The organism is Streptomyces sp. NPDC044044, assembly GCF_056434405.1.
On record NZ_JBWKFG010000003.1, the window covers coordinates 860704 to 884875 of the forward strand.

At 68.0% G+C, this 24172-nt stretch carries 17 protein-coding genes; 7 read left to right on the forward strand and 10 right to left on the reverse strand.

What is annotated here, in order from left to right; genetic code table 11:
• Positions 1-497: 497 nt before the first annotated feature.
• Positions 498-1151 (reverse strand): TetR/AcrR family transcriptional regulator, encoded by a 654-nt coding sequence (locus AC07AG_RS14895; RefSeq protein WP_478755221.1) that lies wholly within the window; start codon positions 1149-1151, stop codon positions 498-500.
• A gap of 381 nt (positions 1152-1532) precedes the next feature.
• On the opposite strand from AC07AG_RS14895, the gene AC07AG_RS14900 reads away from it, so the two are divergent.
• The 4 genes from AC07AG_RS14900 (at position 1533) to AC07AG_RS14915 (ending at position 5832) form a co-directional block, all read left to right on the forward strand.
• Positions 1533-2519 (forward strand): tetratricopeptide repeat protein, encoded by a 987-nt coding sequence (locus AC07AG_RS14900; RefSeq protein WP_478755223.1) that lies wholly within the window; start codon positions 1533-1535, stop codon positions 2517-2519.
• Between the two features lie 676 nt (positions 2520-3195).
• Complete coding sequence (locus AC07AG_RS14905) at positions 3196-3813, forward strand: DUF6230 family protein (protein WP_478755225.1); 618 nt, start codon at positions 3196-3198, stop codon at positions 3811-3813.
• A 143-nt stretch (positions 3814-3956) separates the two neighbouring features.
• On the forward strand, positions 3957-4511 hold the full coding sequence (locus AC07AG_RS14910; protein WP_249587683.1) for a DUF6114 domain-containing protein: 555 nt from the start codon (positions 3957-3959) through the stop codon (positions 4509-4511).
• Positions 4501-5832 (forward strand): hypothetical protein, encoded by a 1332-nt coding sequence (locus AC07AG_RS14915; protein ID WP_478755227.1) that lies wholly within the window; start codon positions 4501-4503, stop codon positions 5830-5832. Before AC07AG_RS14910 ends, AC07AG_RS14915 begins: the two co-directional genes overlap by 11 nt.
• A gap of 136 nt (positions 5833-5968) precedes the next feature.
• On the opposite strand, the gene pyk is transcribed toward AC07AG_RS14915, so the two are convergent.
• From pyk to pta, 3 genes are all read right to left on the reverse strand, one after another.
• Positions 5969-7399, reverse strand: a complete 1431-nt coding sequence (gene pyk, locus AC07AG_RS14920; RefSeq protein ID WP_478755229.1) for a pyruvate kinase — start codon at positions 7397-7399, stop codon at positions 5969-5971.
• A 111-nt stretch (positions 7400-7510) separates the two neighbouring features.
• Complete coding sequence (locus tag AC07AG_RS14925) at positions 7511-8722, reverse strand: acetate kinase (RefSeq protein ID WP_478755231.1); 1212 nt, start codon at positions 8720-8722, stop codon at positions 7511-7513.
• A gap of 44 nt (positions 8723-8766) precedes the next feature.
• A complete protein-coding gene (gene pta, locus AC07AG_RS14930; protein WP_478755233.1) occupies positions 8767-10851 on the reverse strand; it encodes a phosphate acetyltransferase in 2085 nt (694 codons plus the stop codon).
• Positions 10852-11173: 322 nt separating this feature from the next.
• Here pta and AC07AG_RS14935 point away from each other — a divergent pair, with 322 nt between their 5' ends.
• Complete coding sequence (locus AC07AG_RS14935) at positions 11174-12199, forward strand: 6-phosphofructokinase (RefSeq protein WP_478755235.1); 1026 nt, start codon at positions 11174-11176, stop codon at positions 12197-12199.
• 61 nt (positions 12200-12260) lie between these two features.
• On the opposite strand, the gene AC07AG_RS14940 is transcribed toward AC07AG_RS14935, so the two are convergent.
• The 5 genes from AC07AG_RS14940 to AC07AG_RS14960 form a co-directional block, all read right to left on the reverse strand.
• Positions 12261-12998 (reverse strand): helix-turn-helix domain-containing protein, encoded by a 738-nt coding sequence (locus AC07AG_RS14940; protein ID WP_478755237.1) that lies wholly within the window; start codon positions 12996-12998, stop codon positions 12261-12263.
• A gap of 116 nt (positions 12999-13114) precedes the next feature.
• Positions 13115-13630 (reverse strand): S1 RNA-binding domain-containing protein, encoded by a 516-nt coding sequence (locus AC07AG_RS14945; protein WP_478755239.1) that lies wholly within the window; start codon positions 13628-13630, stop codon positions 13115-13117.
• A gap of 50 nt (positions 13631-13680) precedes the next feature.
• Complete coding sequence (locus AC07AG_RS14950; protein WP_478755241.1) at positions 13681-18240, reverse strand: DUF6531 domain-containing protein; 4560 nt, start codon at positions 18238-18240, stop codon at positions 13681-13683.
• A 255-nt stretch (positions 18241-18495) separates the two neighbouring features.
• The gene (locus AC07AG_RS14955) at positions 18496-19479 is read right to left on the reverse strand and encodes a hypothetical protein (RefSeq protein WP_478755577.1); all 984 of its coding nucleotides are present in this window, start codon (positions 19477-19479) and stop codon (positions 18496-18498) included.
• Positions 19480-19520: 41 nt separating this feature from the next.
• Positions 19521-20171, reverse strand: a complete 651-nt coding sequence (locus AC07AG_RS14960) for a hypothetical protein (RefSeq protein WP_361049883.1) — start codon at positions 20169-20171, stop codon at positions 19521-19523.
• A gap of 160 nt (positions 20172-20331) precedes the next feature.
• On the opposite strand from AC07AG_RS14960, the gene AC07AG_RS14965 reads away from it, so the two are divergent.
• Positions 20332-20916: an HIT family protein gene (locus AC07AG_RS14965; RefSeq protein ID WP_478755244.1), complete on the forward strand. Its 585-nt coding sequence runs from the start codon at positions 20332-20334 to the stop codon at positions 20914-20916.
• 63 nt (positions 20917-20979) lie between these two features.
• On the opposite strand, the gene AC07AG_RS14970 is transcribed toward AC07AG_RS14965, so the two are convergent.
• Positions 20980-23217: a protein kinase domain-containing protein gene (locus AC07AG_RS14970; RefSeq protein ID WP_478755246.1), complete on the reverse strand. Its 2238-nt coding sequence runs from the start codon at positions 23215-23217 to the stop codon at positions 20980-20982.
• Between the two features lie 75 nt (positions 23218-23292).
• Here AC07AG_RS14970 and aac(3) point away from each other — a divergent pair, with 75 nt between their 5' ends.
• A complete protein-coding gene (gene aac(3), locus AC07AG_RS14975; RefSeq protein WP_478755248.1) occupies positions 23293-24159 on the forward strand; it encodes an aminoglycoside 3-N-acetyltransferase in 867 nt (288 codons plus the stop codon).
• The last annotated feature ends 13 nt before the right edge of the window (positions 24160-24172 follow it).

Below are 24172 nucleotides of genomic sequence, written 5' to 3' on the forward strand. Positions count from 1 at the left end.
CCCGCCCGCCCGATTGCCCGGGGTCTTGGGGGTGCGTTGCTTGGGTGGTGGTCTTGCGGTGCGGTTCTGTTCGCCGCTTCGCGGCGGTTTCCCCCGCCCGCCCGCCCGATTCCCGGTGGTGCCTGGTGCAGGTCCCGGGGAGGGCGGTGGTCGCCGTGCGTGCTGCGGGGTAATCGGGTGGGTGGGTGGGAGACATCCGCCGCGAAGCGGCGGCTCAGGGTCTGTTGGAGCCGCAGCCGCAGGCACGCCGCCCGGCAGGGTGAAGGGAAGCCGCGGCCAGGGATCAGCCGCCGGGTGAAGGGAAGCCGCGGCCAGGGTTCAGCCGCCGGGTGAGGGGAAGCCGCGGCCCGGGTTCAGCCGCAGCCGCAGCCGCAGGCGCCGCCCGGCAGGGTGAAGGGAAGCCGCAGCCCGGGGGCAGCCGCAGCCGCAGGGTGAGGGGAAGCCGTGGACCGGGGGTGGCCGTAGCCGCAGGCTTGCTGTCCCGTGGAGGGGTGGCGTCAGGGGGCGGTGGAGGCCCCGGGGCCAGCCCCTGCTGCGGCCGCCAATCCGCCCAGCAGCAGCAACGTAAAACGCGTGGCCCAGTCCTCGTCGACCGGCTCCGCGCTGACCAGGGCGCGGTGGACCACCGCTCCGGCGATCACGTCGAAGATGAGGTCGGCCGTCCGCCCGGCGGCGGCAGGGTCCGGCTCCGGAGGGAGTTCGCCCCGCTCCTGCGCCCGCTTCCGCCCCGCGAGGACAAGCCGCTTCTGGCGGTCCACGATCGACGTACGGATCCGCTCCCGCAGCGGCTCGTCCGACGTCGACTCGGCCACCACCGCCATCAGCGCCGTCTTCGTCTCGGGACGGCCGAGCAGCGCCGCGAATTGGAGCACCACACCCTCGATGTCCGCCGCGAGGCTGCCGCGGTCCGGCAGCTCAAGCTCGTCGAACAGCTCCGCGACCGCGTCCACGACCAGCTCGCTCTTGCCCGCCCAGCGGCGGTACAGAGTCGTCTTGGCGACCCCCGCGCGCGTGGCGACGTCGCCGAGCGTCAGCTTGGACCAGCCGAGTTCGACCAGGGCCCGGCGGGTCGACTCCAGGATCGCGGTGTCCGCCGCGGCGTTGCGGGGGCGGCCGCCGGTGCGGGCGTGAGGGGGGATGCGGCTCTGCATCCCGTGACCATACCGGCGAGTACGGAAGAGGCCGGAGCGGCGGCCGAGTGAGGCAGATCACCGAAGTTCGGGCAGGCCCGCCTCCCACGCGGCAGCGCACGGCAGTTACGCTACGACTCGTAGCGAAAGAGATGTGGGCGGGACGAACGGCAATTCCTCCTCGGCGCCCACGCTCCTTCGCCGAGCGGCAACCAGCGACACAGCACAGCGACACAGCACAGTGACAACCACAGCAGCAGGCATCGGCACGGGGTGGGGACCCCGCGCCACAACCATCGGTCCTCCTCGGGACCTTGGCGCCACGGCCGTCCGCGGCCCCGCAATCCGGCGGGGGGCTCCGGACGGGCGCGGTTCCCGCACGGCTTGGGGGAGGATGTACTCATGCAGCCACGGAACATGTCCATGAGCGGAGTCGTCGACCTCGCCGCCGTGAAGGCGGCCCAGGAGGCCAAGGCGAAGGCGGAGCAGGCGCGCGCCGAAGCGGCCAGGCAGGGCGGGGGCGCGGTCCCCGCGGTCTCCCCGTCGAGTCTCGTCATCGACGTCGACGAGGCGGGCTTCGAGCGCGAGGTCCTCCAGCGCTCCACCGAAGTGCCCGTCGTCATCGACTTCTGGGCCGAGTGGTGCGAGCCGTGCAAGCAGCTGAGCCCGCTGCTCGAAGGCCTGGCGCGGGAGTACAACGGCCGCTTCGTCCTCGCCAAGATCGACGTAGACGCCAATCAGATGCTGATGCAGCAGTTCGGGGTCCAGGGGATCCCGGCCGTCTTCGCGGTGGTGGCCGGACAGGCCCTGCCGCTCTTCCAGGGCGCGGCCCCGGTGGAGCAGATCCGCCAGACCCTGGACCAGCTGATCCAGGTCGGCGAGGAGCGCTTCGGTCTCACCGGCATCGTCGTCGACGCGGACGCCCAGGGCGGGGAGCAGCAGGAGGCCCCCGTCGCCGAGGTGCCCGCCGGTCCTTACGACGCTCTGCTCGAAGCCGCCGTCCAGGCGCTGGACGCGGGCGACTTGGCGGGCGCCGTGCAGGCCTACCGCAATGTGCTGAGCGACGACCCGGGCAACACGGAGGCCAAGCTCGGCCTCGCCCAGGCCGAACTGCTGCAGCGTGTCCAGGGCCTGGACGCGCAGCAGGTCCGCAAGGACGCCGCCGACCGTCCCGCCGATGTGGCCGCGCAGATCGCCGCCGCCGACCTGGACCTGGTGGGCGGTCATGTGGAGGACGCGTTCGGGCGGCTCATCGAGGCGGTCCGGCGTACGGCGGGCGAGGACCGGGACGCCGCGCGCGTGCGGCTGCTCGAACTCCTCGAGGTGGTCGGCTCGGACGACCCGCGGGTGACCGCGGCGCGCACGCAGCTCGCACGGGTGCTCTTCTGACACAGCCGTTCGGTCACTCGTGCGCCAGGCTGTTCGACCCCTCGCGAGTCGTTCGCTGACCAGTCCCTAAACGCTGGGGCTTGTGATGCCCGAGTGAAAAAATCGCTTCCAAGGCGTCACAGTGGCCGCGCTTTACCAAATCTTGGTAAACGCGGCCACTGTTACTTGGAGTAAGCCCAGGCCAGTCTTCTGTCCTGTTGTGCCCTTCAACATCCCGGTCTGTTCCTGGCTATGGGCACACCGTCTGTGGCCGACCGATACCGCGCGGTCGTGCTTCGGTTATCGCGCCGTTACTAGCCAGTAACGAACCCCCTTGTGCGGGGGCCGAGAATGCACCACGATCGGCGACGCTCGGTCCAATAACCCGCAGCCCGAAAGCCAGTCGGGAGCGGGGTTTCTGGGTCCCCACCGAGCAGGCCGGAGACACCCCGTCACCGGTCTTGGACAGGGGGGTCTCTGCCATCCGGCAGGGCCTGTCCGGCAGGTTGTGCGTGTCGCGTGCGACCAGTGGTTGTCGCTCGGGGGTGATCGCCGGTGCTGAGTGGCGCAGTTGCGCGCCTCCCATGCGGGCGCTCTCCTTCCCGAGGACGTAGCGCTTCTCCCATCCCTGCCCGACTGATCCGCCCGAACGGGAGCAGTCAGGGCCGGAGATGTACGTCCGAGAAGGAGGAAAGTCATGGAGTCCGTGGCTCGTGGCGGAACCAGATGGAAGCGGTTCGCCGTAGTCATGGTGCCGAGCGTCGCGGCGACTGCCGCGATAGGTGTGGCCCTCTCGCAGGGTGCACTTGCGGCATCGTTCAGTGTGTCCGGTCAGCAGTTCAAGGTGACTGCCGACCAGCTCGACGGTACGGGTTTCGTCCAGTACGGGGCGCTTGACAGCGGCAAGTCGGGTAACCACCCGGTCGCCGTCGTCGGCCTCAACTCGGCCAAGATCACCAACCTGTGTCAGTCCGTCGTCGTTCCGGTCCCCGTCTTCGGCGATGTGTCGATGACCCTCAAGGCCGGCGCCAAGGGCGGCCCGAGGGTAGAGGCGAAGAAGCTCTACATCGACGCCGATGACCTGAAGGCAGATGCGACGTTCACCAACGTCGACATCGGCGTCTCGGTCGACCGGACCACCAAGGGCCCCGGCCCGGCGAAGGACGACAAGTACGCCCCGGATTCGTTCGCGCAGCAGGCTGACAAGGTGCGGTTCACCGACGTCAAGCAGCGTGCGTGGGCGACCACCGCCGGCACCTTCAAGCTCTCTGGTCTGGCCATGTCGGTCAAGAAGGGCAAGCACGAGTGCTACTGAGGCAATTGATGCCTTGAGAGCGGTACTTGTTGCGCAGCACGGCCGGGCGCGGGGGCGCGACGGAATCATGACCTCACACCGTCCCCGTGCCCGAATCCGCAGCACACACAGAACCAACGCCATTCCCCGAGGAGCTGTACGACATGAGCGCCGAAGCGCAAGTGGGACTGGGCGACAAGCTCGGTCGGATGCGCCAATCGTTCCGAGGGTGGCGCGGTCAGCGCCCGTTCTGGGGTGGTCTGCTGACATTGCTCGGCGGCATCCCGATCATGTACTTCCCGTACGCGAACCTCACGCTCGGCACGATGACGATCCGGATGGCGACGACCGCCGGTGCCGGCTCGCTGATCATCGGCGTCCTGCTTGTCGTGCTCGGCCTGACCATGTGGTTCCAGCCGCATTCCCGGATCTTCGCGGGTGTCGCGGCGATTCTGCTCGCCCTGGTCTCTCTGGTGGTCTCCAACTTCGGCGGCTTCGTCATCGGCTTCCTGCTCGCCCTGCTCGGCGGTGCCCTCGGCATCTCCTGGGCGGCGGACAAGCCCGCGAAGGGATCCGCGAAGGGACGGGCCGACAGGTCCGACGACGGGGCGCCGGAGCCCGCGGCCGCGGGGGCCGCGAACGGGGTGAGCGGCACTACGGACGATCTGTCAGGAACGAGCCCGGACAACGGGACGAACGGGAGGCACCGTGCCGGCTGACGAGGTGCACCAACTGGACTCCGCGGGTGAGCCCCGCGCGAGATCCGGGCCGCGCCACGCGGCACCCAGAAAGCCGCTCCTCACCCGCCTGCACGTGCCGGCGGGCAAGGCGATAGCCATCGCGGCCATGCCGACCGCCGTCCTCATGGGCATGGGACTGACCCCCCAGCTCGCGCAGGCCAAGCCGCTGCCGAAGAACCCCTTCCAGGACGGCCCGTGCGTCACGGCGCCGGACGACGCCTCCAAGGACACCGAGAAGGAAGCCGACGAGGCTGCCGCTCAGAAGGCGGAGAAGGAGAAGGCCGAGCAGGCGGAGAAGGACGCCGCCGAGAAGGCCGACAAGAGCGGCAAGGACGACTCGGGCGAGGCCACCGCCGAGCCGACGCCCTCGCCCTCCGCAGGTGACGATGCGGGCTCGGACAGCGACAAGGCCGAGCCGGATTCGTCCGCTTCGAAGGACGGGGCCGACAAGGCCGAAGAGCCCGCTCCGGAGCCCTCCGAGACCAAGAACCCGCTGGACCCGCTGGGTGTCGGTCCCGCTCTCAAGGACCTTTTCACACCCGACGAGAAGGAATCCGCGAGCCCCACGCCGACCCCCTCCGCCTCGGAGGAGACCAAGGCCCCCGAGGACACGGCGAAGGACACGGTCGACGACGTCACCAAGCCCGTCAAGGACACCGTCGACGGAGTCACGGACGGCGTCAAGGATGGTGCCGACAAGGCCGAGGACACGGTCGACAAGGCCAAGGAAGAGGCCGAGAAGGCGGCTGAAGAAGCTGCCGACAAGGCCAAGGACAAGGCCGAGGCCGAGGACCCGATGGCACCGGACGAGAACGGCAAGAAGCCGTTCCCGTGCGTGGTCGAGAAGAAGGTCGACGGAAAGGCCGAGCAGACGCCCGCGCCGATCCCGAACCAGCCGTGGAACCTGGAAGCCAGCTCGCTGACCCTCAAGGGCGCGGACTACCAGGGCGTCGTGAACCTGACGATGCCCAACGGCCAGTCCAAGCAGGCACTGAAGTACGTCGTCCAGAACACGGACATCGGCGACCTGCACCAGATCGTCGAAGGACCGGCCGGCAAGAAGTACCACGTCCAGGCCGAGAAGGGCTCCACGTCCACGATCCGTGGCGGGGAGACGACGATGTACACCGAGTCGATCTCCGGCAAGCTCTTCGGCCTGATCCCGATCACGTTCGACCCGGAGCACCCGCCGCCCCTGAACATCCCGCTGATCTACTTCACGGATGTGAAGGTCAAGCAGGCGGGCCAGTTCGGCGGCAACCTGCACGTGCCCGGACTGAGCCAGACGATCACCGACTGACCGTCCTGCGGTCAGCGCGGCCGGTCCGCAAGGCCCGCAAGGTCCTCAAGACCCCACCGGGAGCCGCAACAAGCGCTGAGGGCGCCCCCTGAACCAGGGGGCGCCCTCAGTGTCGTACCAGGTCGTGCGGAGGACCTCAGTCGCGGTCTCCGCCGCCCAGGTGGTGCACCCGGACCATGTTGGTGGTGCCGGGGACGCCGGGGGGCGAACCGGCCGTGATGATGACGGTGTCGCCGTCGTTGAAGCGGTTGAGACGGACCAGCTCGGCGTCGACGAGCTCGACCATCGCGTCGGTGTTGTCGACGTGCGGCACGACGTACGAGTCCACGCCCCAGCTCAGGCTGAGCTGGTTGCGGGTGGCCTGGTCGGTGGTGAAGGCCAGGATCGGCTGGGCCGCGCGGTAGCGGGACAGACGGCGGGCCGTGTCACCGGACTGCGTGAAGGCGATCAGCGCCTCGCCGCCCAGGAAGTCCGCGATCTCGCACGCGGCACGGGCCACCGAACCACCCTGCGTACGCGGCTTCTTGCCGGGCACGAGCGGCTGCAGACCCTTGGAGAGCAGCTCCTCCTCGGCCGCGACGACGATCTTCGACATCGTCTTGACGGTCTCGATCGGGTAGGCACCCACGGACGACTCGGCGGACAGCATGACCGCGTCCGCGCCGTCCAGGATCGCGTTGGCGACATCCGACGCCTCGGCGCGCGTGGGGCGCGAGTTGGTGATCATCGACTCCATCATCTGGGTCGCGACGATCACCGGCTTGGCGTTGCGGCGGCACATCTCCACGAGGCGCTTCTGCACCATCGGGACCTTCTCGAGCGGGTACTCGACGGCCAGGTCACCACGGGCGACCATGACGGCGTCGAAGGCCGCGACGACGCCCTCCATGTTGTCGACGGCCTGCGGCTTCTCCACCTTGGCGATGACGGGGACCCGGCGGCCCTCCTCGTCCATCACCTTGTGGACGTCCTTGACGTCGCCGGCGTCGCGCACGAAGGAGAGGGCGACCATGTCGCAGCCCATCTTCAGGGCGAAGCGCAGGTCCTCGACGTCCTTCTCGGAGAGCGCGGGCACGTTCACGGCCGCGCCGGGCAGGTTGATGCCCTTGTGGTCGGAGATGACACCGCCCTCGACGACGATCGTCTTGACGCGCGGGCCGTCCACCTCGACGACGCGCAGCTCGACGTTGCCGTCGTTGATCAGGACCTGGTCGCCCTTGGAGACGTCCCCGGGCAGGCCCTTGTAGGTGGTGCCGCAGATGGACTTGTCACCGGGGACGTCCTCGGTGGTGATGGTGAACTCGTCACCGCGCACCAGCTCGACGGGTCCCTCGGCGAAGGTCTCCAGACGGATCTTCGGACCCTGCAGGTCGGCGAGGACGCCGACGGCACGGCCGGTCTTCTCGGCAGCGGCACGGACACGGTCGTACCGGCCCTGGTGCTCGGCGTGCGTGCCGTGGCTGAAGTTGAAGCGGGCCACATTCATGCCGGCCTCGATCAGCGAGACGAGCTGCTCTTCGGAGTCGACGGCGGGGCCCAGCGTGCAGACGATTTTGGAACGGCGCATGGGGGCGATCCTATCGGTTTGTTTCGCTTCGGAATATTCCGTCTGGTGGAATCTACAAATGGGCGGAAGTGCGCTCAGGCGTTGCGGTAATGAATTCCTGATGTATTGCGTTTATGACGGGTTTCCGACCAGTGCATAGGTCTGCCGCGCGATCTCCAGCTCCTCGTCCGTGGGGACGACGGCGACCGCGACCCGCGCGTACTCCGGCGAGATGAGCCTGGCCTCGTCGGAACGTACAGCGTTGAGCTCTCCGTCGACCGCGAGCCCCAGCTCCTCCAGACCCGCGACGGCAGCCTCCCGCACCGGCGCCGCGTTCTCACCGACCCCCGCCGTGAACGCGATGGCGTCCACCCGGCCGAGCACCGCGTAGTAGGCGCCGATGTACTTCTTCAGACGGTGGATGTAGATGTCGAAGGCGAGCGCGGCCGCCTCGTCGCCCCCGTCGATGCGGCGCCGGATCTCCCGCATGTCGTTGTCGCCGCAGAGACCGACCAGGCCGCTCTTCTTGTTGAGCAGGGTGTCGACCTCGTCGATCGACATCCCGCCGACGCGGGCCAGGTGGAAGACGACCGCGGGGTCCACGTCACCGGAACGGGTACCCATCACGAGCCCCTCGAGCGGCGTGAGCCCCATCGAGGTCTCCACGCACCTGCCGCCCCGCACGGCGCTCGCGGACGCGCCGTTGCCCAGGTGCAGCACGATGACGTTCACGTCCTCGGGCGCCTTGCCCAGCAGCCCGGCGGTCTCGCGGGACACGTACGCGTGCGACGTCCCGTGGAAGCCGTAGCGCCGCACGCGGTGCTGGTCGGCGGTGGCCACGTCGATCGCGTAGCGGGCCGCCGACTCCGGCATCGTCGTGTGGAACGCCGTGTCGAAGACGGCGACCTGGGGGAGGTCCGGGCGCAGCGCCTGGGCCGTGCGGATCCCGGTGATGTTCGCCGGGTTGTGCAGCGGAGCCACCGGGACGAGCCGCTGGATCTCCGCGAGCACCTCGTCCGTGATGACGGTCGGCGCGGTGAACTTCAGGCCGCCGTGCACCACGCGGTGGCCGATCGCGGCCAGCTCGGGGGAGTCGAGGCCGAGCCCGTCGGCGGTCAGTTCGGCGGAGACGGCCTTCAGGGCCGCCTCGTGGTCGGCGATCGGCTCCTCGCGCTCACGCTCCTGGCCGCCGCCCGTCAGCGGGGTGTGCTTGAGCCGTGAGGTCTCCTCGCCGATGCGCTCGACCAGGCCGACCGCGAGACGGGAGCTGTCGCGCATGTCGAGCAACTGGTACTTCACCGACGAGGAGCCGGAGTTGAGGACGAGGACGCGGGTGGCGGTCACAGGAGGAATGCTTTCTGTAGACGTCATACGGGAGTGCGGGACTGCTATGCGGAGGTGGCCGGGCCGCCCTGGGCCTGGATCGCGGTGATCACGACGGTGTTGACGATGTCCTGTACGAGAGCGCCGCGTGACAGGTCGTTCACCGGCTTGCGCAGGCCCTGGAGCACCGGCCCGACGGCGATCGCGCCGGCCGAGCGCTGCACGGCCTTGTACGTGTTGTTGCCGGTGTTCAGGTCCGGGAAGATCAGCACGCTGGCCTGGCCCGCGACCTCCGATTCCGGCAGCTTCGTCGCCGCGACCGAGGGCTCCACGGCGGCGTCGTACTGGATCGGCCCCTCGATCTTCAGGTCGCTGCGGCTCGCGCGCACCAGCTCGGTCGCCTCGCGCACCTTGTCGACGTCGGCGCCGGAACCGGACGTGCCCGTCGAGTACGACAGCATCGCGATCCGCGGCTCCACACCGAACTGCTCGGCGGTGGCCGCCGCCTGGACGGCGATGTCGGCGAGCTGCTCGGCGTTCGGGTCCGGGTTCACGGCGCAGTCGCCGTACACGAGCACCTTGTCGGCCAGGCACATGAAGAAGACGGAACTGACGATCGAGGCATCGGGCTTCGTCTTGATGATCTCGAAGGCGGGCCGGATGGTGGCGGCCGTGGAGTGGACGGAACCCGAGACCATGCCGTCGGCGAACCCTTCCTGCACCATCAGGGTGCCGAAGTAGTTCACGTCCGCGACGACGTCGTACGCGAGCTCGACGGTGACGCCCTTGTGGGCGCGCAGCTCGGCGTACTTGGTGGCGAACGCGTCCCGCAGCTCGGAGGTCTGCGGGTCGATGACCTGCGAGTCGGCGAGGTCGATGCCGAGGTCCGCGGCCTTCTTGCGGATCTGTTCGGCGGGTCCCAGCAGCGTCAGGTCGCAGACACCGCGGCGAAGGAGCACGTCGGCGGCGCGCAGGACGCGCTCCTCGGTGCCTTCGGGCAGGACGACGCGGCGCTTGTCGGAGCGTGCCTGCTCCAGGAGCTTGTGCTCGAACATCATCGGCGTGACGCGGTCGCTGCTGGGGGCCTGTACGCGGCTGCGCAGTCCGGCGGTGTCCACGTACCGCTCGAAGAGGCCGAGGGCCGTCTCCGCCTTGCGGGGCGTGGCGGCGTTCAACTTCCCCTCCAGGGCGAAGAGTTCGCCCGCCGTGGGGAAGGAGCCGCCGGAGACGGCGATGACCGGGGTACCGGGCGCGAGGCGGTCGGCGAGCTTCAGGATCGCCTCGCCGGGCTGTTCGTTGAGGGTGAGCAGGACGCCCGCGATGGGCGGCGTACCGGCGCTGTGTGCGGCCAGCGAGCCCACCACGAGGTCGGCGCGGTCGCCGGGGGTGACCACCAGGCAGCCCGGCGTCAGTGCGTTCAGGAAGTTCGGCAGCATCGCGCCGCCGAAGACGAAGTCGAGCGCGTCACGGGCCAGGCCCGCGTCGTCGCCGAGCACGACGCGGCCGCCGAGCGCATGGGTGATCTGCGCGACCGTGGGGGCGGCGAGGGCGGGCTCGTCGGGCAGGACGTAGCTCGGCACGGGCAGGCCGGACGCGAGTCCGTCGTGGATCTCGTCGCGGTCGGCGGGCGCCACGCGGTTGGTGACCATCGCGAGGACGTCGCAGCCCAGGGACTCGTACGCGCGGTAGGCGTTGCGCGTCTCGGCGCGGACGGACTCGGCGGTCTGGTTCTTGCCGCCGACGACGGGTATCACCGACGCCCCGAACTCGTTGGCGAGGCGGGCGTTGAGGGAGAGCTCGTCAGGGAGCTGGGTGTCGGCGAAGTCCGTGCCGAGCACGAGGACGACCTCGTAGTCCCTGGCCACCCGGTGAAAACGGTCGACGAGCTGGGAGACCAGCTCGTCGGTGCCCTGCTCGGCCTGGATCGCGGAGGCCTCGTGGTAATCCATCCCGTACCCGGAGGCGGCGTCCTGCGCGAGCCGGTAGCGGGCGCGGAGAAGATCGAAGAGGCGGTCCGGCCCGTCATGGACGAGTGGACGGAAGACCCCCACCCGGTCGACCTGACGGGTCAGGAGCTCCATGACTCCCAGCTCGATGACCTGGCGGCCGTCGCCCCGGTCGATCCCGGTCACGTACACGCTGCGCGTCACGCGTGCTCTCCCCTTCTTCGCTGCGGTGTCCCTGCGTTCCCGGGCGTTCCCGGTGGGACCGGGCGAGGTGCCTCAGGGCCGGACAAATACCCCGATATGGTTGCCGTGCCCTCTTGACAATACCTCTGCGGCTGGCTAGGTCGCCCGCCGGACGAAAGGCCTCGTGGAGCGGGCCCAAAGGCCTTCTCCCCAGGACCGGACGGAACAGCCGTGAGCGGTGTCGCTCGGTGCGACGCTTGATGTGTGAGCGGCGACCGGTTCGTGGCCATGGAACAATCAGACCGGCTCACAAGCATCAACAGCGAGCAGGAGACACAGCGCGATGCGTATCGGAATTCTCACCGCAGGCGGCGACTGCCCCGGCCTCAACGCAGTGATCCGGTCGGTCGTGCACCGCGCCGTGACGCACTACGGCGACGAGGTCATCGGCTTCGAGGACGGTTACGCCGGCCTGCTCGACGGCCGCTACCGCTCGCTAGGCCTGAACGAGGTCAGCGGCATCCTGGCCCGCGGCGGAACGATTCTCGGCTCATCCCGCCTGGAGCGCGACCGCTTCCGCGCGGCCTGCGAGGACGCTCCCGCGCTCGCCAAGGAGATCGGCTTCGACGTCCTGATCCCCATCGGCGGCGAGGGCACGCTCACGGCCGCGAAGATGCTGTCGGACGCGGGCCTGTCGGTGGTGGGCGTCCCGAAGACGATCGACAACGACATCTCGTCGACGGACCGCACCTTCGGCTTCGACACGGCGGTGGGCGTGGCCACCGAGGCGATGGACCGCCTCAAGACGACGGCCGAGTCCCACCAGCGCGTGATGGTGGTCGAGGTCATGGGCCGCCACGCGGGCTGGATCGCCCTGGAGTCCGGCATGGCGGGCGGAGCCCACGGCATCTGCCTCCCCGAGCGCCCCTTCGACCCCGCTGACCTGGTCAAACTGGTCGAGGAGCGGTTCTCGCGCGGCAAGAAGTTCGCGGTGATCTGCGTGGCCGAGGGCGCGCACCCGCAGGAGGGCACCATGAATTACGGTGTCGGCGCGATCGACCAGTTCGGCCACGAGCGCTTCCAGGGCATCGGCACGGCGCTCGCGTACGAACTGGAGACCCGCCTCGGCAAGGAGGCCAAGCCGGTCATCCTGGGCCACGTCCAGCGCGGCGGCACCCCGACGGCGTACGACCGCGTCCTGGCGACCCGCTTCGGCTGGCACGCGGTGGAGGCGGCGCACCGCGAGGACTTCGGCCGCATGACGGCGCTGCGGGGCACGGACATCACGATGGTGCCGCTTGCGGAGGCGGTCACCGAGCTGAAGACGGTGCCGAAGGACCGGATGGACGAAGCGGAGTCGGTGTTCTGACCGGGCCCGGCCAGGGACTGCGTCCGGCTGGGGACCGGGTCCGGCCAGGTACCGGGTCCGGCTAGGAGCGCCCCGTCCCCCGCACCTGGGCCCAGAAGTGCTCAAGGATCTTCTCCAGGAAGTCCTTGCCGGCACTCCCCGAGGCATCGGCCCCGGCACCGCCGCCCCAGCTGAGCGTGCGCACCATGCGGGCCTGATAGTCGGCGTGCAACTGCTGCAGCACGTCCTCAAGGTGCCGCTTCGGCACCGGCAGCATCTTGCTGACGGGCCGGACATACCCCTGCCAGCGCGAGTTCACGGCGCTGCGCAGCAGCTCGGCGAGGTCGTCGGCGCGCCCGGTGACGGTGATGAAGTCGGGGAGGGGGAGCTGCAGCACCTCGGCGAGGGCGGCGGACTGCCGCTCGTTGCCGCGCCAGGTGTTGGTCTCCTCCATGCGCAGATACGCCTGGATCTCGACCCCGGCCCCCCGGGCCACGTCGTCGGGAGCGAGCCCCCGGGCGATCCGATGCTCGCGCAGGGTGGTCGCGGCGCCCATGAGCTCCCCCGGCGAGCACCACAGCGTCCCGGCGAGGGCGGTGAGTTCGGCGGAAGTGGGCGCGGCGAGCCCGCGTTCCCAGGCGGCGATGGTCTCGGGGGTGATGTAGGAGAGCCCATAGCTCGCCCGCATCCCGTAGGCGACGTGCCCGTGCGCCATCCCAAGCGCCTCACGAAGGCGCCGGGCGGCGGGGAAGTTGAACGGGGGTGTGGGCTGGTTGGGCGGATTGGGCTGGTGCGGCGGTTGGCTCGGTTGCACGGGCACACGGTATGGGGGTGGGGGGCTGGCGACTACGGTGCGTTCATACGAGGTTGCGGATTGGTGTGAAGCTACGGGGGCTGTTGGGGGCACGGGCGGCCGACCTTCGCCCGATCGTCGCTCTATGACTGGGAATCAGTGCGAGACACCATGATTCGGCGCGTTGCGGTGTTCACGTAGTCCACTCGCACGGTGAGTGGGTCGCCGATTTCCATTTCCTTCCTCTGCGCTTCGAACTCCGAAGCGGGCAAGAGTCCCTCGATGTCTCCCTCAAGCTGGACAAAGATCCCGATGGGGGTAATTTTTGCGACAGTTCCGGCGATATTGCGGCTGAATCGCGTGCGTGCGAAATCAAGGAAAGGATCGGGCTGTAGCTCCTTGAGTGACAGCGACGCCTGCTCGCGATCCAAGTCGACGCTCAGTACACATACGGTCACCTCGTCGCCTACGCCGACAACCTCCGATGGGTGGCTGAAGTGCCGCCATGAGAGATTGGGAACAGTGATGATCCCCTTCGTGACGCCCAGGTCCACGAACACTCCGAAGTCCGTCACCGCGGAAACAGGGCCCCTGCACACCTGTCCCTGATGTAGCGATTCGAGGAATTCCCTGGCTGATTTGTCTTCACCGCTGCTCATTCAAGCCTCCCTGCCGGTGTGCATTAAATGTTGATTCCGGTCGATGGGTTTCAGTCGGGCCAGGCGTAGCCTTGGCGATAGTTCATCCACTGTACGTCTTGGATATAGGAATTGAACTTCGGAATATCTTCCTTTGGTATGACCCATTGGAATTCGTCCGGCTTGTTGTCGTGCGTTCGCCGGTAGGCAGGTTTTACGGATTCCGGGAACGCCTCCTTGAATCCTGGCTTCATTGTGAAAATGTGGTAGCCATCTTCATGCATTCCCTGTTCGGCGTATTTCTGTGCAACCCTATCCGTTTCGCCGAGATAAGCGGTTCCGGCTCCCCCCTCTGGTGTATCGGGGTGGAGAGCGGGGTCGAGCCCCTCGGCCTCTCTGGCGCGATTCCCCTTGCCCGGGGCTCGGTAAAGCTTGAACGGCTCGTCGTCCGGGCACGTCGGCGAGAGACCGAGGGGGTCAATCCAGGTATGAGGGTTGTGGACGTAGGCGCCTGAGTTGGGTGCCGGAGCGAGACCGAGTGGGTCAGGTGTGAGGTAGCGCGCGGTCTCTGGGTCGTAGTGGCGGAAGTGGTTGTAGTGGAGGCCGGTCTCGGGGTCGTGGTACTGGCCAGGGAAGCGCAGAGGGGTGTAGGCCGTGCTGGCTGTGGGCCAGGTCGTGGTGCCCCAGAGTGTGGTGCGGGCGCGCCAGGCGACTTCGCCTTGCTCATCGAGGAGCTCGGTGGGGGTCCCGACGAGGTCGGTGACGATGGCGAAGAAGCGGGAGTCGATTTCATGTTGGGGAGCGTCGGCCGCGGTGAGGCGCTCGGTCTGGGCAATGGGGTGCAGACCCTTGTGGTCCCAGGTCAGCGTGACCGGGTTCGGCAGTTCGTCGGAAGTGGTGGTCTGCTCGCAGAGCGTGTTGCCGTCCCAGGTGAAGTCGGTGCGCTCCCGTACGGTCTCTCCGTCGTCGGCCATGCGGAGTTTGGCGGTCCTTCGGCCCAACGGATCGTAGGTGTATCGCCACAGAGTGCCGTCCGGGGTGATGGTCGAGATGAGACGGTCCTCGACGTCCCAGCTGTATCGCCAGGTGTCCGGCTTCCGGGAAAGCCGGGCCTTCTGCCGCAGGATGATGCGTCCGAGATCGTCGTGCTCATAGCGGACGCTGCCGGCGCGCGTGATGCGTGTGCCTGAGTAAGCACGTGGGCCTGTCGCCTCGTTGCCGGGGTGGCTCTCAGGCCAGGTGGCATTGGTCTGATTACCTGCGGCGTCGTAGGCGTAACTTTCCGACCAATTCGATGCATGGACTGCGGTGACCCGGCCTGTGTCTTCCAGGTCGAAGCTGCGTGAGCCGGCGATCTGGTCTTCGATGCCGACGAGATGGCCATCCGCACGGTAGGTAAAGGTGCGGTGTTGGGCGGGCCGGTCCCCGTTGGTCGTGAGCGACTGGCTGACAAGGCGGCCGAGGGGGTCGAAGGTGTAGTCGAGGGTGGCGCTTGCGTCGATCTGGCGAGACAGCTCGTGGCCGGTCGAGCTGTAGGAGAAGTCGACGATGTGACCGGACGTGGTCAGCTGGGTACGGCGCCCGGCTTCGTTGTAGTTCCACGTGCTGGAGGCGCCGGTAGGGGTGATGCGTCCCGTGCGGCGGCCCAAGTGGTCATGGGTATGGGTAAGAGTCTGGCCGTTGACTGTCTCGGAGCGGAGCAGGCCGGAGTGATCCCGTGACAAGAGGAGTGAAGCATCGGGATTGGTGGCTTGAGCGAGCTGGCCGACCTGGTCGTACGTGAAGTCGGTAACGCGGCCGTCGGCATCCTTCCGGGACATCTGGCCGAGGTTGTTGTACTCGTAACGGACCGTCTGGCCGAGCGCGTTACTGCGGGAGATGAGACCGCCGGCTGCATCGTGGTCGTACGTCTGTGTCCGACCGTCGAAGTCCGTTTCGGATATCAGACGGCCTGCCGTGTCGTATGTGTAATCCCATGCGAGGCCGAGCGGGCTGGTGACCCGGGTCAGGCGCAGATCAAGGTCATGCGTGAAGTCGTAGCGTGCACCGTTGGGCTCGACACGGGCGGCCAGCAAGTCGAAATGGGTGTACTCGGAGCGGGTGACGTTTCCCATGGGGTCGGTGTGGCTGGTGCAGTTGCCTTCACCGTCGTATTCCCACGTCTCGATGGCACCGTCCGGGTTGGTGCGACGGGCCAGCTGACCCTCGACTGTCCAGATGAGGCGGGTGGTGTTCCCCTCCGGATCAGTGAAGGAGAGCGGTCGGCCAAATGCGTCCCGTTCCCAGCGGCTGGTAGCGCCCAGGGGATCGGTGACTTCCAGAGGGAGTCCTGCGGGATCGCACCGGACTGACGTTCTGTGCCCCAACGCGTTGGTGATGGAGGTGTTGTGTCCTGCCTCGCTGTAGCCGAACTCTGTGGTGGCCCCGGACCGATCGACGACGGTGGTGCGATTTCCGCGCTCATCAAATTCTTGCTGCCACGTGGTCCCGTCCTCCAGGTGAATGGAGGAAAGCAGGTTCAGGTCGTCATATGTGTAACTGATCCTCGAACCGTCTGGGCGCACCATTTCGATCGGCTGTCCCAGTGCGCTGTTCCTGAAGGTGGTGGTGTGACCGAGTGCGTCCGTCCGGGACACGACATGATGATTCGGGTCATAGCCAGTGCGCGTGAGGCTGCCCATTGGGTCGACTTCGGCGATCACTTGGCAGTCGCTGTTGATGACAAAGCGGGTGACGGCGCCGGTGGCCGTTGTGTATTCCGTGACCCGGCACCCTTGCCACTGGGGGCTGGCGATGTCATACGTGAAGCTGCCGCTCAGGTGGCCGGCCTCACCGCGTTGCGTGAGGCAACGGTCGTTCTCGTCGTAGGTGTAGGCGTAGCTGGTCTGGTTGGTGTCGGTCCACGAGGTGATGCGTCGGTGTTGGTCGTAGGCGAACCGCATAGGCGTACCTACGGAGTTACTGATGGACGTCAGGTTCCCATCGGTGTAGCCGTAGCGCTTGATGACGGTGTCTGAGCCGTCCGCATTCGAGGCCTTCAGAGCCAGTGCGCTCACACGCCCCTCGGACACTGTCAGCCGGAGGTGGTAGCCGCCAGAGTGCCGGATGGCTACTGGCGCGCCGGAGTCGTCATGGTCGAAGGTGATGGAATTGCCATTGCGGTCAGCGATGCGCTCCAGCAAGGACAAACCGTCGCTGGGCGGAGCGAACTGGTGGCTGTGCCCGGTAAACGGATTCCTGATGCGATAGCCCCCGTCGGCCAGGCTCTCCAGCGGCCAGCGGGGGCCGGCCTCGGGCAGGACGGGCGTCTCAGGATCTTCGGGATGCGCATAGGCAAGCAGCATGCCGTCTTCGGTGACGAAGACAACGCCTGCGGCATCGATCTCGAGACGTTGGTCGATCGTGGAGGCCCAAGAGGGGCCGAACCACCCACCAGTGCGGTAGCCGGAGGCGGCACGTCGGGCGAAGGAGAATGGCAGGGTTCCGGGCAGGGTGACATCGGTCTCGACCAAGAACATCTGCCCCGTGGCCACGTCGACCGGGTCACCGCAGCCCTTGATCTTGCTTTTGAGTCGGTTGTACGTGCCCTTGGCACCGTCCGTGATGGCGCTGCGGGCCGACTTCAGGCCACGGAGGCCCTTGCCCATGCCCTTGAGCCCGGCCTTGAGGCCCATCGCACCCTTGGCGAGGCCGCGGAGACTGGTCAGGCCCTTCATGCCGGGTATGCAGTCCAGGGCGGCGAAGGCGACGTCGAGCAGTCCTGCTTCCCCGTTGGCGTATTTATGGAGGGTGTCGGCGAGGACGACGAGGGCGGCGATGAGGACGATGGCGCCGAGGATCGGCCCGCCGATGATCATGGCGATGATGCCGAGTACGGCGACGACGACTTTGCAGACGGCGACGATGGTGTCCCAGTTGTCGGTGACCCAGTCGCCGACCTCCTCCCACCACTTGCGGTTCTGGATACCGGCGTCGGAGGCGTCTTCGAGTTTCTTCTTCGCCGTGCCTGCCGCGTCCTCGCGCATCTTGCGCGCGTCTTCCGCCATCTTCTTGGCGGCGTCGAGGTTGGACTTCGCGGCGGAGACATCCGACTTGGCCGCCGTCTGGGCCTTCTCGGCGGAGTTGGCGTTGCGGGTGGCGGCCTTGACCTTGTCGGGGTCGGGCTTGGGGACGTCTTTCCCGGAGTCCTTGTCGTCCTTGTACTTGTCGGCTTCCTTGCCCGCCTTGTCCATCCACGAGTCCGCCGAGGTCAGCCGGGTCTGGGCGCTGCTCAAGTCGCCTTGCGCTTCACGGCCCTTGACGAGGGCCTTGTCCGCGAGGGCCTGGGCGCGTTCGAGTTCGGGCCAGTAGGTGGAGAGGGCGTCGCCGGCCATCTCGTAGCTCTTCTTGAGCTTCTTCAGCTTGCCCGGCGCATCCTCGAACTCCGCCGTGAAGGACTCCGCCGTCTTACCGGCCCAGGTGAGGATCGCGTCCTCGCCCGCCATCCCCTTGATGTCGCGCAGCACCTTGGACACGTCGTCGGCGAAGTCATGCAGATTCTTCGCCAGATTCCGGACCCGGTCCGGATCACCCGGCGTCGGGTCCTTGTCCAGGTCCAGGACGTGCCAGTCTGCTGGGCGATTGCCCCCCACTTCGTAACCCCCGTCACGTTCAACACTTCAATCACCGTACGCGGGTGCGAATTTACCGGAAGCGGCCGACTGACGTCATGGGGATCCGATCTCGCTGCGCTTCCGGCGGACGGCTTCCACGACCACCGCTCTCCACCGGAGATGTTCCGAGTCAGGTGCGTCCCGTCTCTGCCTACGCGACGCTCAAGTCGAGCAGCAGGGACCAGGACTGTGGTGAGTGATCCCGGAACATCCCCGTCACGTTCGCACCACCGGCTATCGATTGATCGACTGGATCTCCTCGACCACCACGTCCTGATCCGCGCCGAACTCGCCGTCAGGGAGCGGCTTTTCGCCGTTGACTCCCGTGCCGGTCCAGTGGATCTTCCATGTGACCGTTGCCTTGAGCGGGTACGAGCCGTCGCCGGACGAGCGGAGGTACTTCACGCCGCACGAGGGGGTCTCCTTGGACTTGCCCTTGGCGTACGGTTCGCCGATCTTGCCGTTCTTGATGGGGCAGGCACCGGAGGCGGGGTAGGTCTCCGCGTCCTTCGTGCCCGGGTCGATCTTGAGGGAGATCGGCTCCGCGGTGGTCGTCGCCTCGATGCCGATGTCGGGGACGGACGCCGTCACCGACACCGGCTTGAACTCCGTCTCGTCCAGCCAGGCCCAGGTCGGCAGATTGACCTTCGTCTCGCCTTCAGGGGCGAGGGTCACCTTGGTGCCGGGCACGCGGATCTCGGCGTACGCGAGCTTGGAGAGCATCTCCGGAGTTATCGCTTCGGGGATGTCGGCCGGGGGCGGGTCGCCCTTGTCCACCCAGAAGGTGGGCTCGTCGCAGCCGTCCCAGCCGGGTGGGAAGCTCTTATTGGGGAAGGACGTCCACCAGAAGCCCTTGCCCGCCTTGTCCAGGTTGAAGTTCTTGTAGGGCTCGCCGTCCACGTACCGCTTCCTCTGCTCCAAGTCCCACTGGGAGCCGGTCGACTCGGCCTGCCAGATCGGCTCGACGTACTTCTTGAACTCCGCCGGCGAGTACGTGGGTGCGTACCAGCAGGCAGGCGGGGTCCAGTTCGTCGCGGGGGTCACGGCTCCGGTCTTGGGACCGGAGCCGTTCTTGGAGCGGTCGTAGACGATGCCGGATGCGGTGGCGGACAGCTCGTCGCCGTCCGCGTTGCCCGAGGCGTCGCTGTCAGATCCGGGATTCTGGGCGCCGCCGCCGATCTCGTTGTCAGCCGCCGCCGGGACGGCGCTGAGGAACATGCAGCTGAGGGCCGCGACGGTCAGTACTTTCAAGCGGATTTTCACGGTTGGCACTTGGCACTCCCCCGAGTGGAATTCAATTGTGTGGTGACCCAGACGCCCGCGTCATTCCTTTGCAGCTTGGCTGCGTAGAGAACGTAGCTGTTCTTCGTCGCGGGAGTCTTGTTGACCTTGTCCTTCTTGAGGTACTTGTCGTAGGCCTTGCTCTGGTCCTCGCAGTAGACGAGGGAGGCGAAGGCGCCATCGCCGGATACGGCCGGGTTGTAGTACCGATAGGCGCCGGTGGTGCGCGCCTTGGCGTCGACGTAGGCCTTGATGAACTTCTGCGTCTGAGCGGCGGCTTCCCCTTCGTAGTAGAAGCGGTACGCCTTGTTCGCCGGGTCCTGCTCGGCGATGGCCATGTCGACGGCCTTGATGGACTGCTCACTGTCGGCCAGGATCGCGTCATCGGCCTTCTTGCCCGTCTTCGGCCAGTCGAAGGTGTACGTCAGGTCCGCGGGCAGGTCGATCTTCGGGCGGTCTGCACTACCCGAGTCCGATGCGCTGGGCGAAGCCGATTTCTTCGCGCCGTCCTGCTCTGCCCCGGCGATCTTGTCGTTGTCCTTGGACTCGTCGCCGCTTCCGCAGGAAGTCAGCAGCAACGCTGCGGACGCGGTGAGGGCGACCGTCGCGAGACGGAGAGGGCGGTTCACTGAGCGACTCCTGGTGAGGGTGAGAGTTGGCGCGAGCTAAGCACGCTAGTGGGAGCTGATCGGTGGCACCAGAGAGATATCTGGTGAGTAATGGGGCGCGCGGGGCCTATCCCGGTGAATCCGGACGACGCTTTTCAATCCCGCGGCTCGCGAACCAGAGATGCTCGGTCTGCTCAATGCCATCGACGGCACCAACGTCGACTGCGGAGCGCCGGAGCGAGTGAGAAGTGGGGAAGGAGTGCTCATGGGGATCGGGCGGCGGAAAGGCATGGACCTTGAGGGGTATATGGAGCGGGCGCGGAACGGGCCCTGTTTCGTCTGTGCGTTCCTTGCCGGGGATCCCGGCTATCCGCATCACACCATCCATGAGGACGACGAACACGTCGCGTTCCTCGACCGGTGGCCCACTCTCCCCGGCAAGGTTCTCGTCGCGCCGAAAGCCCACGTCGAGCACGTCGTCCGTGATCTGGACGCGGCTGCGTACGGGAGGCTCATGCTCTTCTTGCGGGACGTGGCCCTCGGTGTCGAGCAGGTCTTCGACGTCGAGCGGACCTATCTCTACTCCCTCGGCAGTCAGCAGGGGAACAGTCATCTCCACTGGCACATCGCCGCCCTGCCGCCCGGAGTCCCCTACGAAGAGCAGCAGTTCCATGTCCTCATGACCGAGAACGGTGTACTGGACGTGGCGCCGGATGAGTTGGCCGATCTCGCCGTCCGGCTCCGGCGCGCCATCGTCTCGCCGTAGCCGTAGCCGTAGCCGTAGCCGTAGCCGTAGCCGTAGCCGTAGCCACTCCCCGACCCGGTACCGCTACTGCCGTGTGGGTTCGAACTTCTTGTCCACCTTGCCGATTTCGGTCCACGTGCCGTCCTCTCGGCGGTCGAACCACACCGGGCGCCCGCGAGCGGAACGGCGCTTCTCGAAGGAGACCTCGTCGAGTACTCCGTTCACGGAGACGCCCTGGATCTCGCGGTCCAGGGTGTGCCGCAGTGAGGTGGCCGAGTCCGCCGAGCCCTCGGCCGGGAGTTTCCTGAGCGCCGTCGCCAGAGCGAGGGCGCCGTCGTACAGCTCCTGGTTGCCGCGCGCCGGGAGGTTCTCGTCGGGTTCACCGGAGTAGTTGCGGGCGCGCACGACGCCGGCGGGGACGGTCTTGTCCCTCCGCTCTGCCGTGGACCGTTCCTCCGAGTCCTCGCAGACACCGTCGGGATCGCTCTGCGTCAGCACCGGTCCCTTGAAGCCGTCGGCCGTCAGCCTCTTCGCCCATACGTCGATGTCCGCCCCGGTGGGCACCACCACCGCGTCCGCCTGCGCCTTGGCCACCAACTCCGGGATCTGCGACGCCTTCACCTCGTCGGGCGACGTGTCCAGCGACTTGGTGGTCACGCCTGCCCTGCGCAGCGCGGTGCCGATGCCGTCCTCGCGGTCCGTCCAGATCTTGTCCTCGGCCACGAACACCCGGCGCGCCTTGGTCCGTGTCAGGAGGTACTCCGCCATCGCCTCGCCCTGCCGCGCCTCATCGGCCGGGATCGCGAACGCCCCTGCAGCGTGCGCGACTTCGGAGCACGTGCTGATCTCCGGCAGGAACGCCTCGTCCGTGTCGTGCACCCAGGAGAAGTCGACGGTGTCACCGATGACGGCCAGCATCTCCGGATGCTCGGCGAGGAGCTTGCGGGACGTCGTGTCCGGGTCGGCGGACACGGGGACGATGCGGAAGCGGCTGCCGCCCTTCGCGCCGAGCGTCTCGGAGAAGGCCGACTCGACGGTGCGTTTCTGCTGCGTCGTGAACTGCTTGTACTCCGACCTCTCATACTTGTCCCCGGCCCCGCCCGAGCGTTCGGCGCCGACGTGGGTGTAGCTGTGCGCGACACCGATCGTGTACACGGTCGGCGCGCCCTTGGCATCGGACGCGGACGCGGACTCCGTGTCGGGGGCGGTGAGAGAGCGTATGCCCAGGCCCGCCGGGATGCCGACCGCCAGGACGAGGGCCGTGGTCATCAATACGCGTTTGCGGGAGTGCCGTTGAGGGCCGGGCGCGGACGTGTCCGGGGGCGTGGGCTCTTTGCGTACAGCCGGAGAGTGAGGCGCGTCGGGGCGGGCGTCCTCGACGGCGGAGTCCGCCGCTGGGACGGAGTCCTGCACGTCCGGCGTCGAAGTGTCGTACGCGGCATCGGCCCTTGCCTCCTCCGTCTTCGCCCCCGCCCCTGCCCCCGCCGCCAAGATCCGCTCAAGCACCGTCGCCGCGTCCGCGGGCCGGTCGGCCGGGGCCTTGGCCAGGAGGTCGAGTACGAGGCGCTCCACCGGAGGCGTCACCTCGGCCCGTGCCCGCGAAGGCCGCAGCGGTGCGTCGTTGACGTGGTTGTACATGACGCCCGCCGCCGAGCCGGTGAACGGCGGTCTGCCGACGAGGAGTTCGTAGAGGACGCAGCCGAGCGCGTACAGGTCGGTGCGTCCGTCGCCCGCCTCCTGGCGGAACCGCTCCGGCGCCAGGTACGGCACGCTGCCGAACGGCAGTTGCCCGGTGTGTGTGAGGCGGGAGTCGTCCGCGGCGCGCTCCATGAACGTCGCGATGCCGAAGTCGACGACCTTGGCGGTGCCGTCCGGCGTGATCATGACGTTGCCGGGCTTGATGTCGCGGTGCACGATGCCCGCCGTGTGCGCCGCGTCCAGGGCGCGGCAGATGTCCGCCGCCCAGCGCAGCGCGTCCGCCACCGGCACGCGGACGCTCTCGCGCAGCACCTGGTCGAGCGAGCGGCCCTGCACGAGGGTCATCACCAGGTACGGGGTGCCGTCGTCCGTGCCGTGGTCGTGGACGGCGACGATGTACGGGCTGTCCAGCGAGGCCGCCGCGCGGGCCTCCTGCCGGAACCGGGCCAGGAGCTGCTCCTGCCCGTCCCCACCTGCTGATCCCGCCGAGCCCGTCGGCGCGAGGAGCTTCACCGCCACCTCGCGGCCCAGGCTCCGGTCGCGGGCCCGCCAGACCTGCCCCATGCCACCGGAACCGATCGGCGCCAGCAACTCGTACCGATCGTTCAGCAACCGCCCCTGCACGGCGTTCCCCCTTCGACGCCGATGATCCTAGCCATGGCCCTCCGGCGGCCTTCCGCCCCTGGGACGATTCCTCTCATGGACGAAATGGCCCTGCTCAAGCGCTCCGGCGGTCCTGTCACCCGTGGTCGGCTCACGCGTGAGCTCCTGGACCTCGGTCTGCGTGACGGTGACATCGTGATGTTCCATACCGAGATGTCGGCGATCGGGTTCGTGGCGGGCGGTCCGCCCACCCTCATCGGCGCCCTGCGCGATGTCGTCGGCGAGCACGGCACCCTCATGGTCACCTGCGGTTGGAACGACGCCCCGCCCTACGACCTCTCCGACTGGCCGCAGGCCTGGCAGGACGCCGTACGCGCGGAGCACCCCGCCTACGACCCCGTTCTCAGCGAGGCGGACCACAACTACGGGCGGCTCCCCGAGGCCCTTCGCCGCTGGCCGGGGGCCGTACGCAGCCGTCACCCCGATGCCGGCTTCGCGGCGCTCGGCCCGGCCGCGGGCGCGCTGATGGCCGATCACCCCTGGGACGACCCGCACGGCCCCGGCAGTCCGCTGGCGCACCTGGTCGCCATGGGCGGGCGGGTCCTCCTGCTGGGGGCTCCGCTGGACTCCCTCACGCTGCTGCACCACGCGGAGGCGCTCGCCGACGCGCCCGGCAAGCGGTTCGTGGGGTACGAGCAGCCGATCCTCGTGGAGGGGGAGCGGGTCTGGCGGCGCTTTCGCGACATCGACTCGTCGGACGGCGCCTTCGACTACTCCTCCGTGGTGCCGGAAGGCCAGTGGCCGTTCGAGGTCATCGCCCGGGACATGCTCGCGGCCGGGTTCGGCGGCGCAGGGGTGGTCGGGGCCGCCAACTGCCATCTCTTCGAGGCCCGGGACGTGGCGAGCTTCGGCGTCGCCTGGATCGAGGAGAAGCTGGGCGGCGGTCAGGGCGTCGAGCGGTAGTGCCCCGGACGCC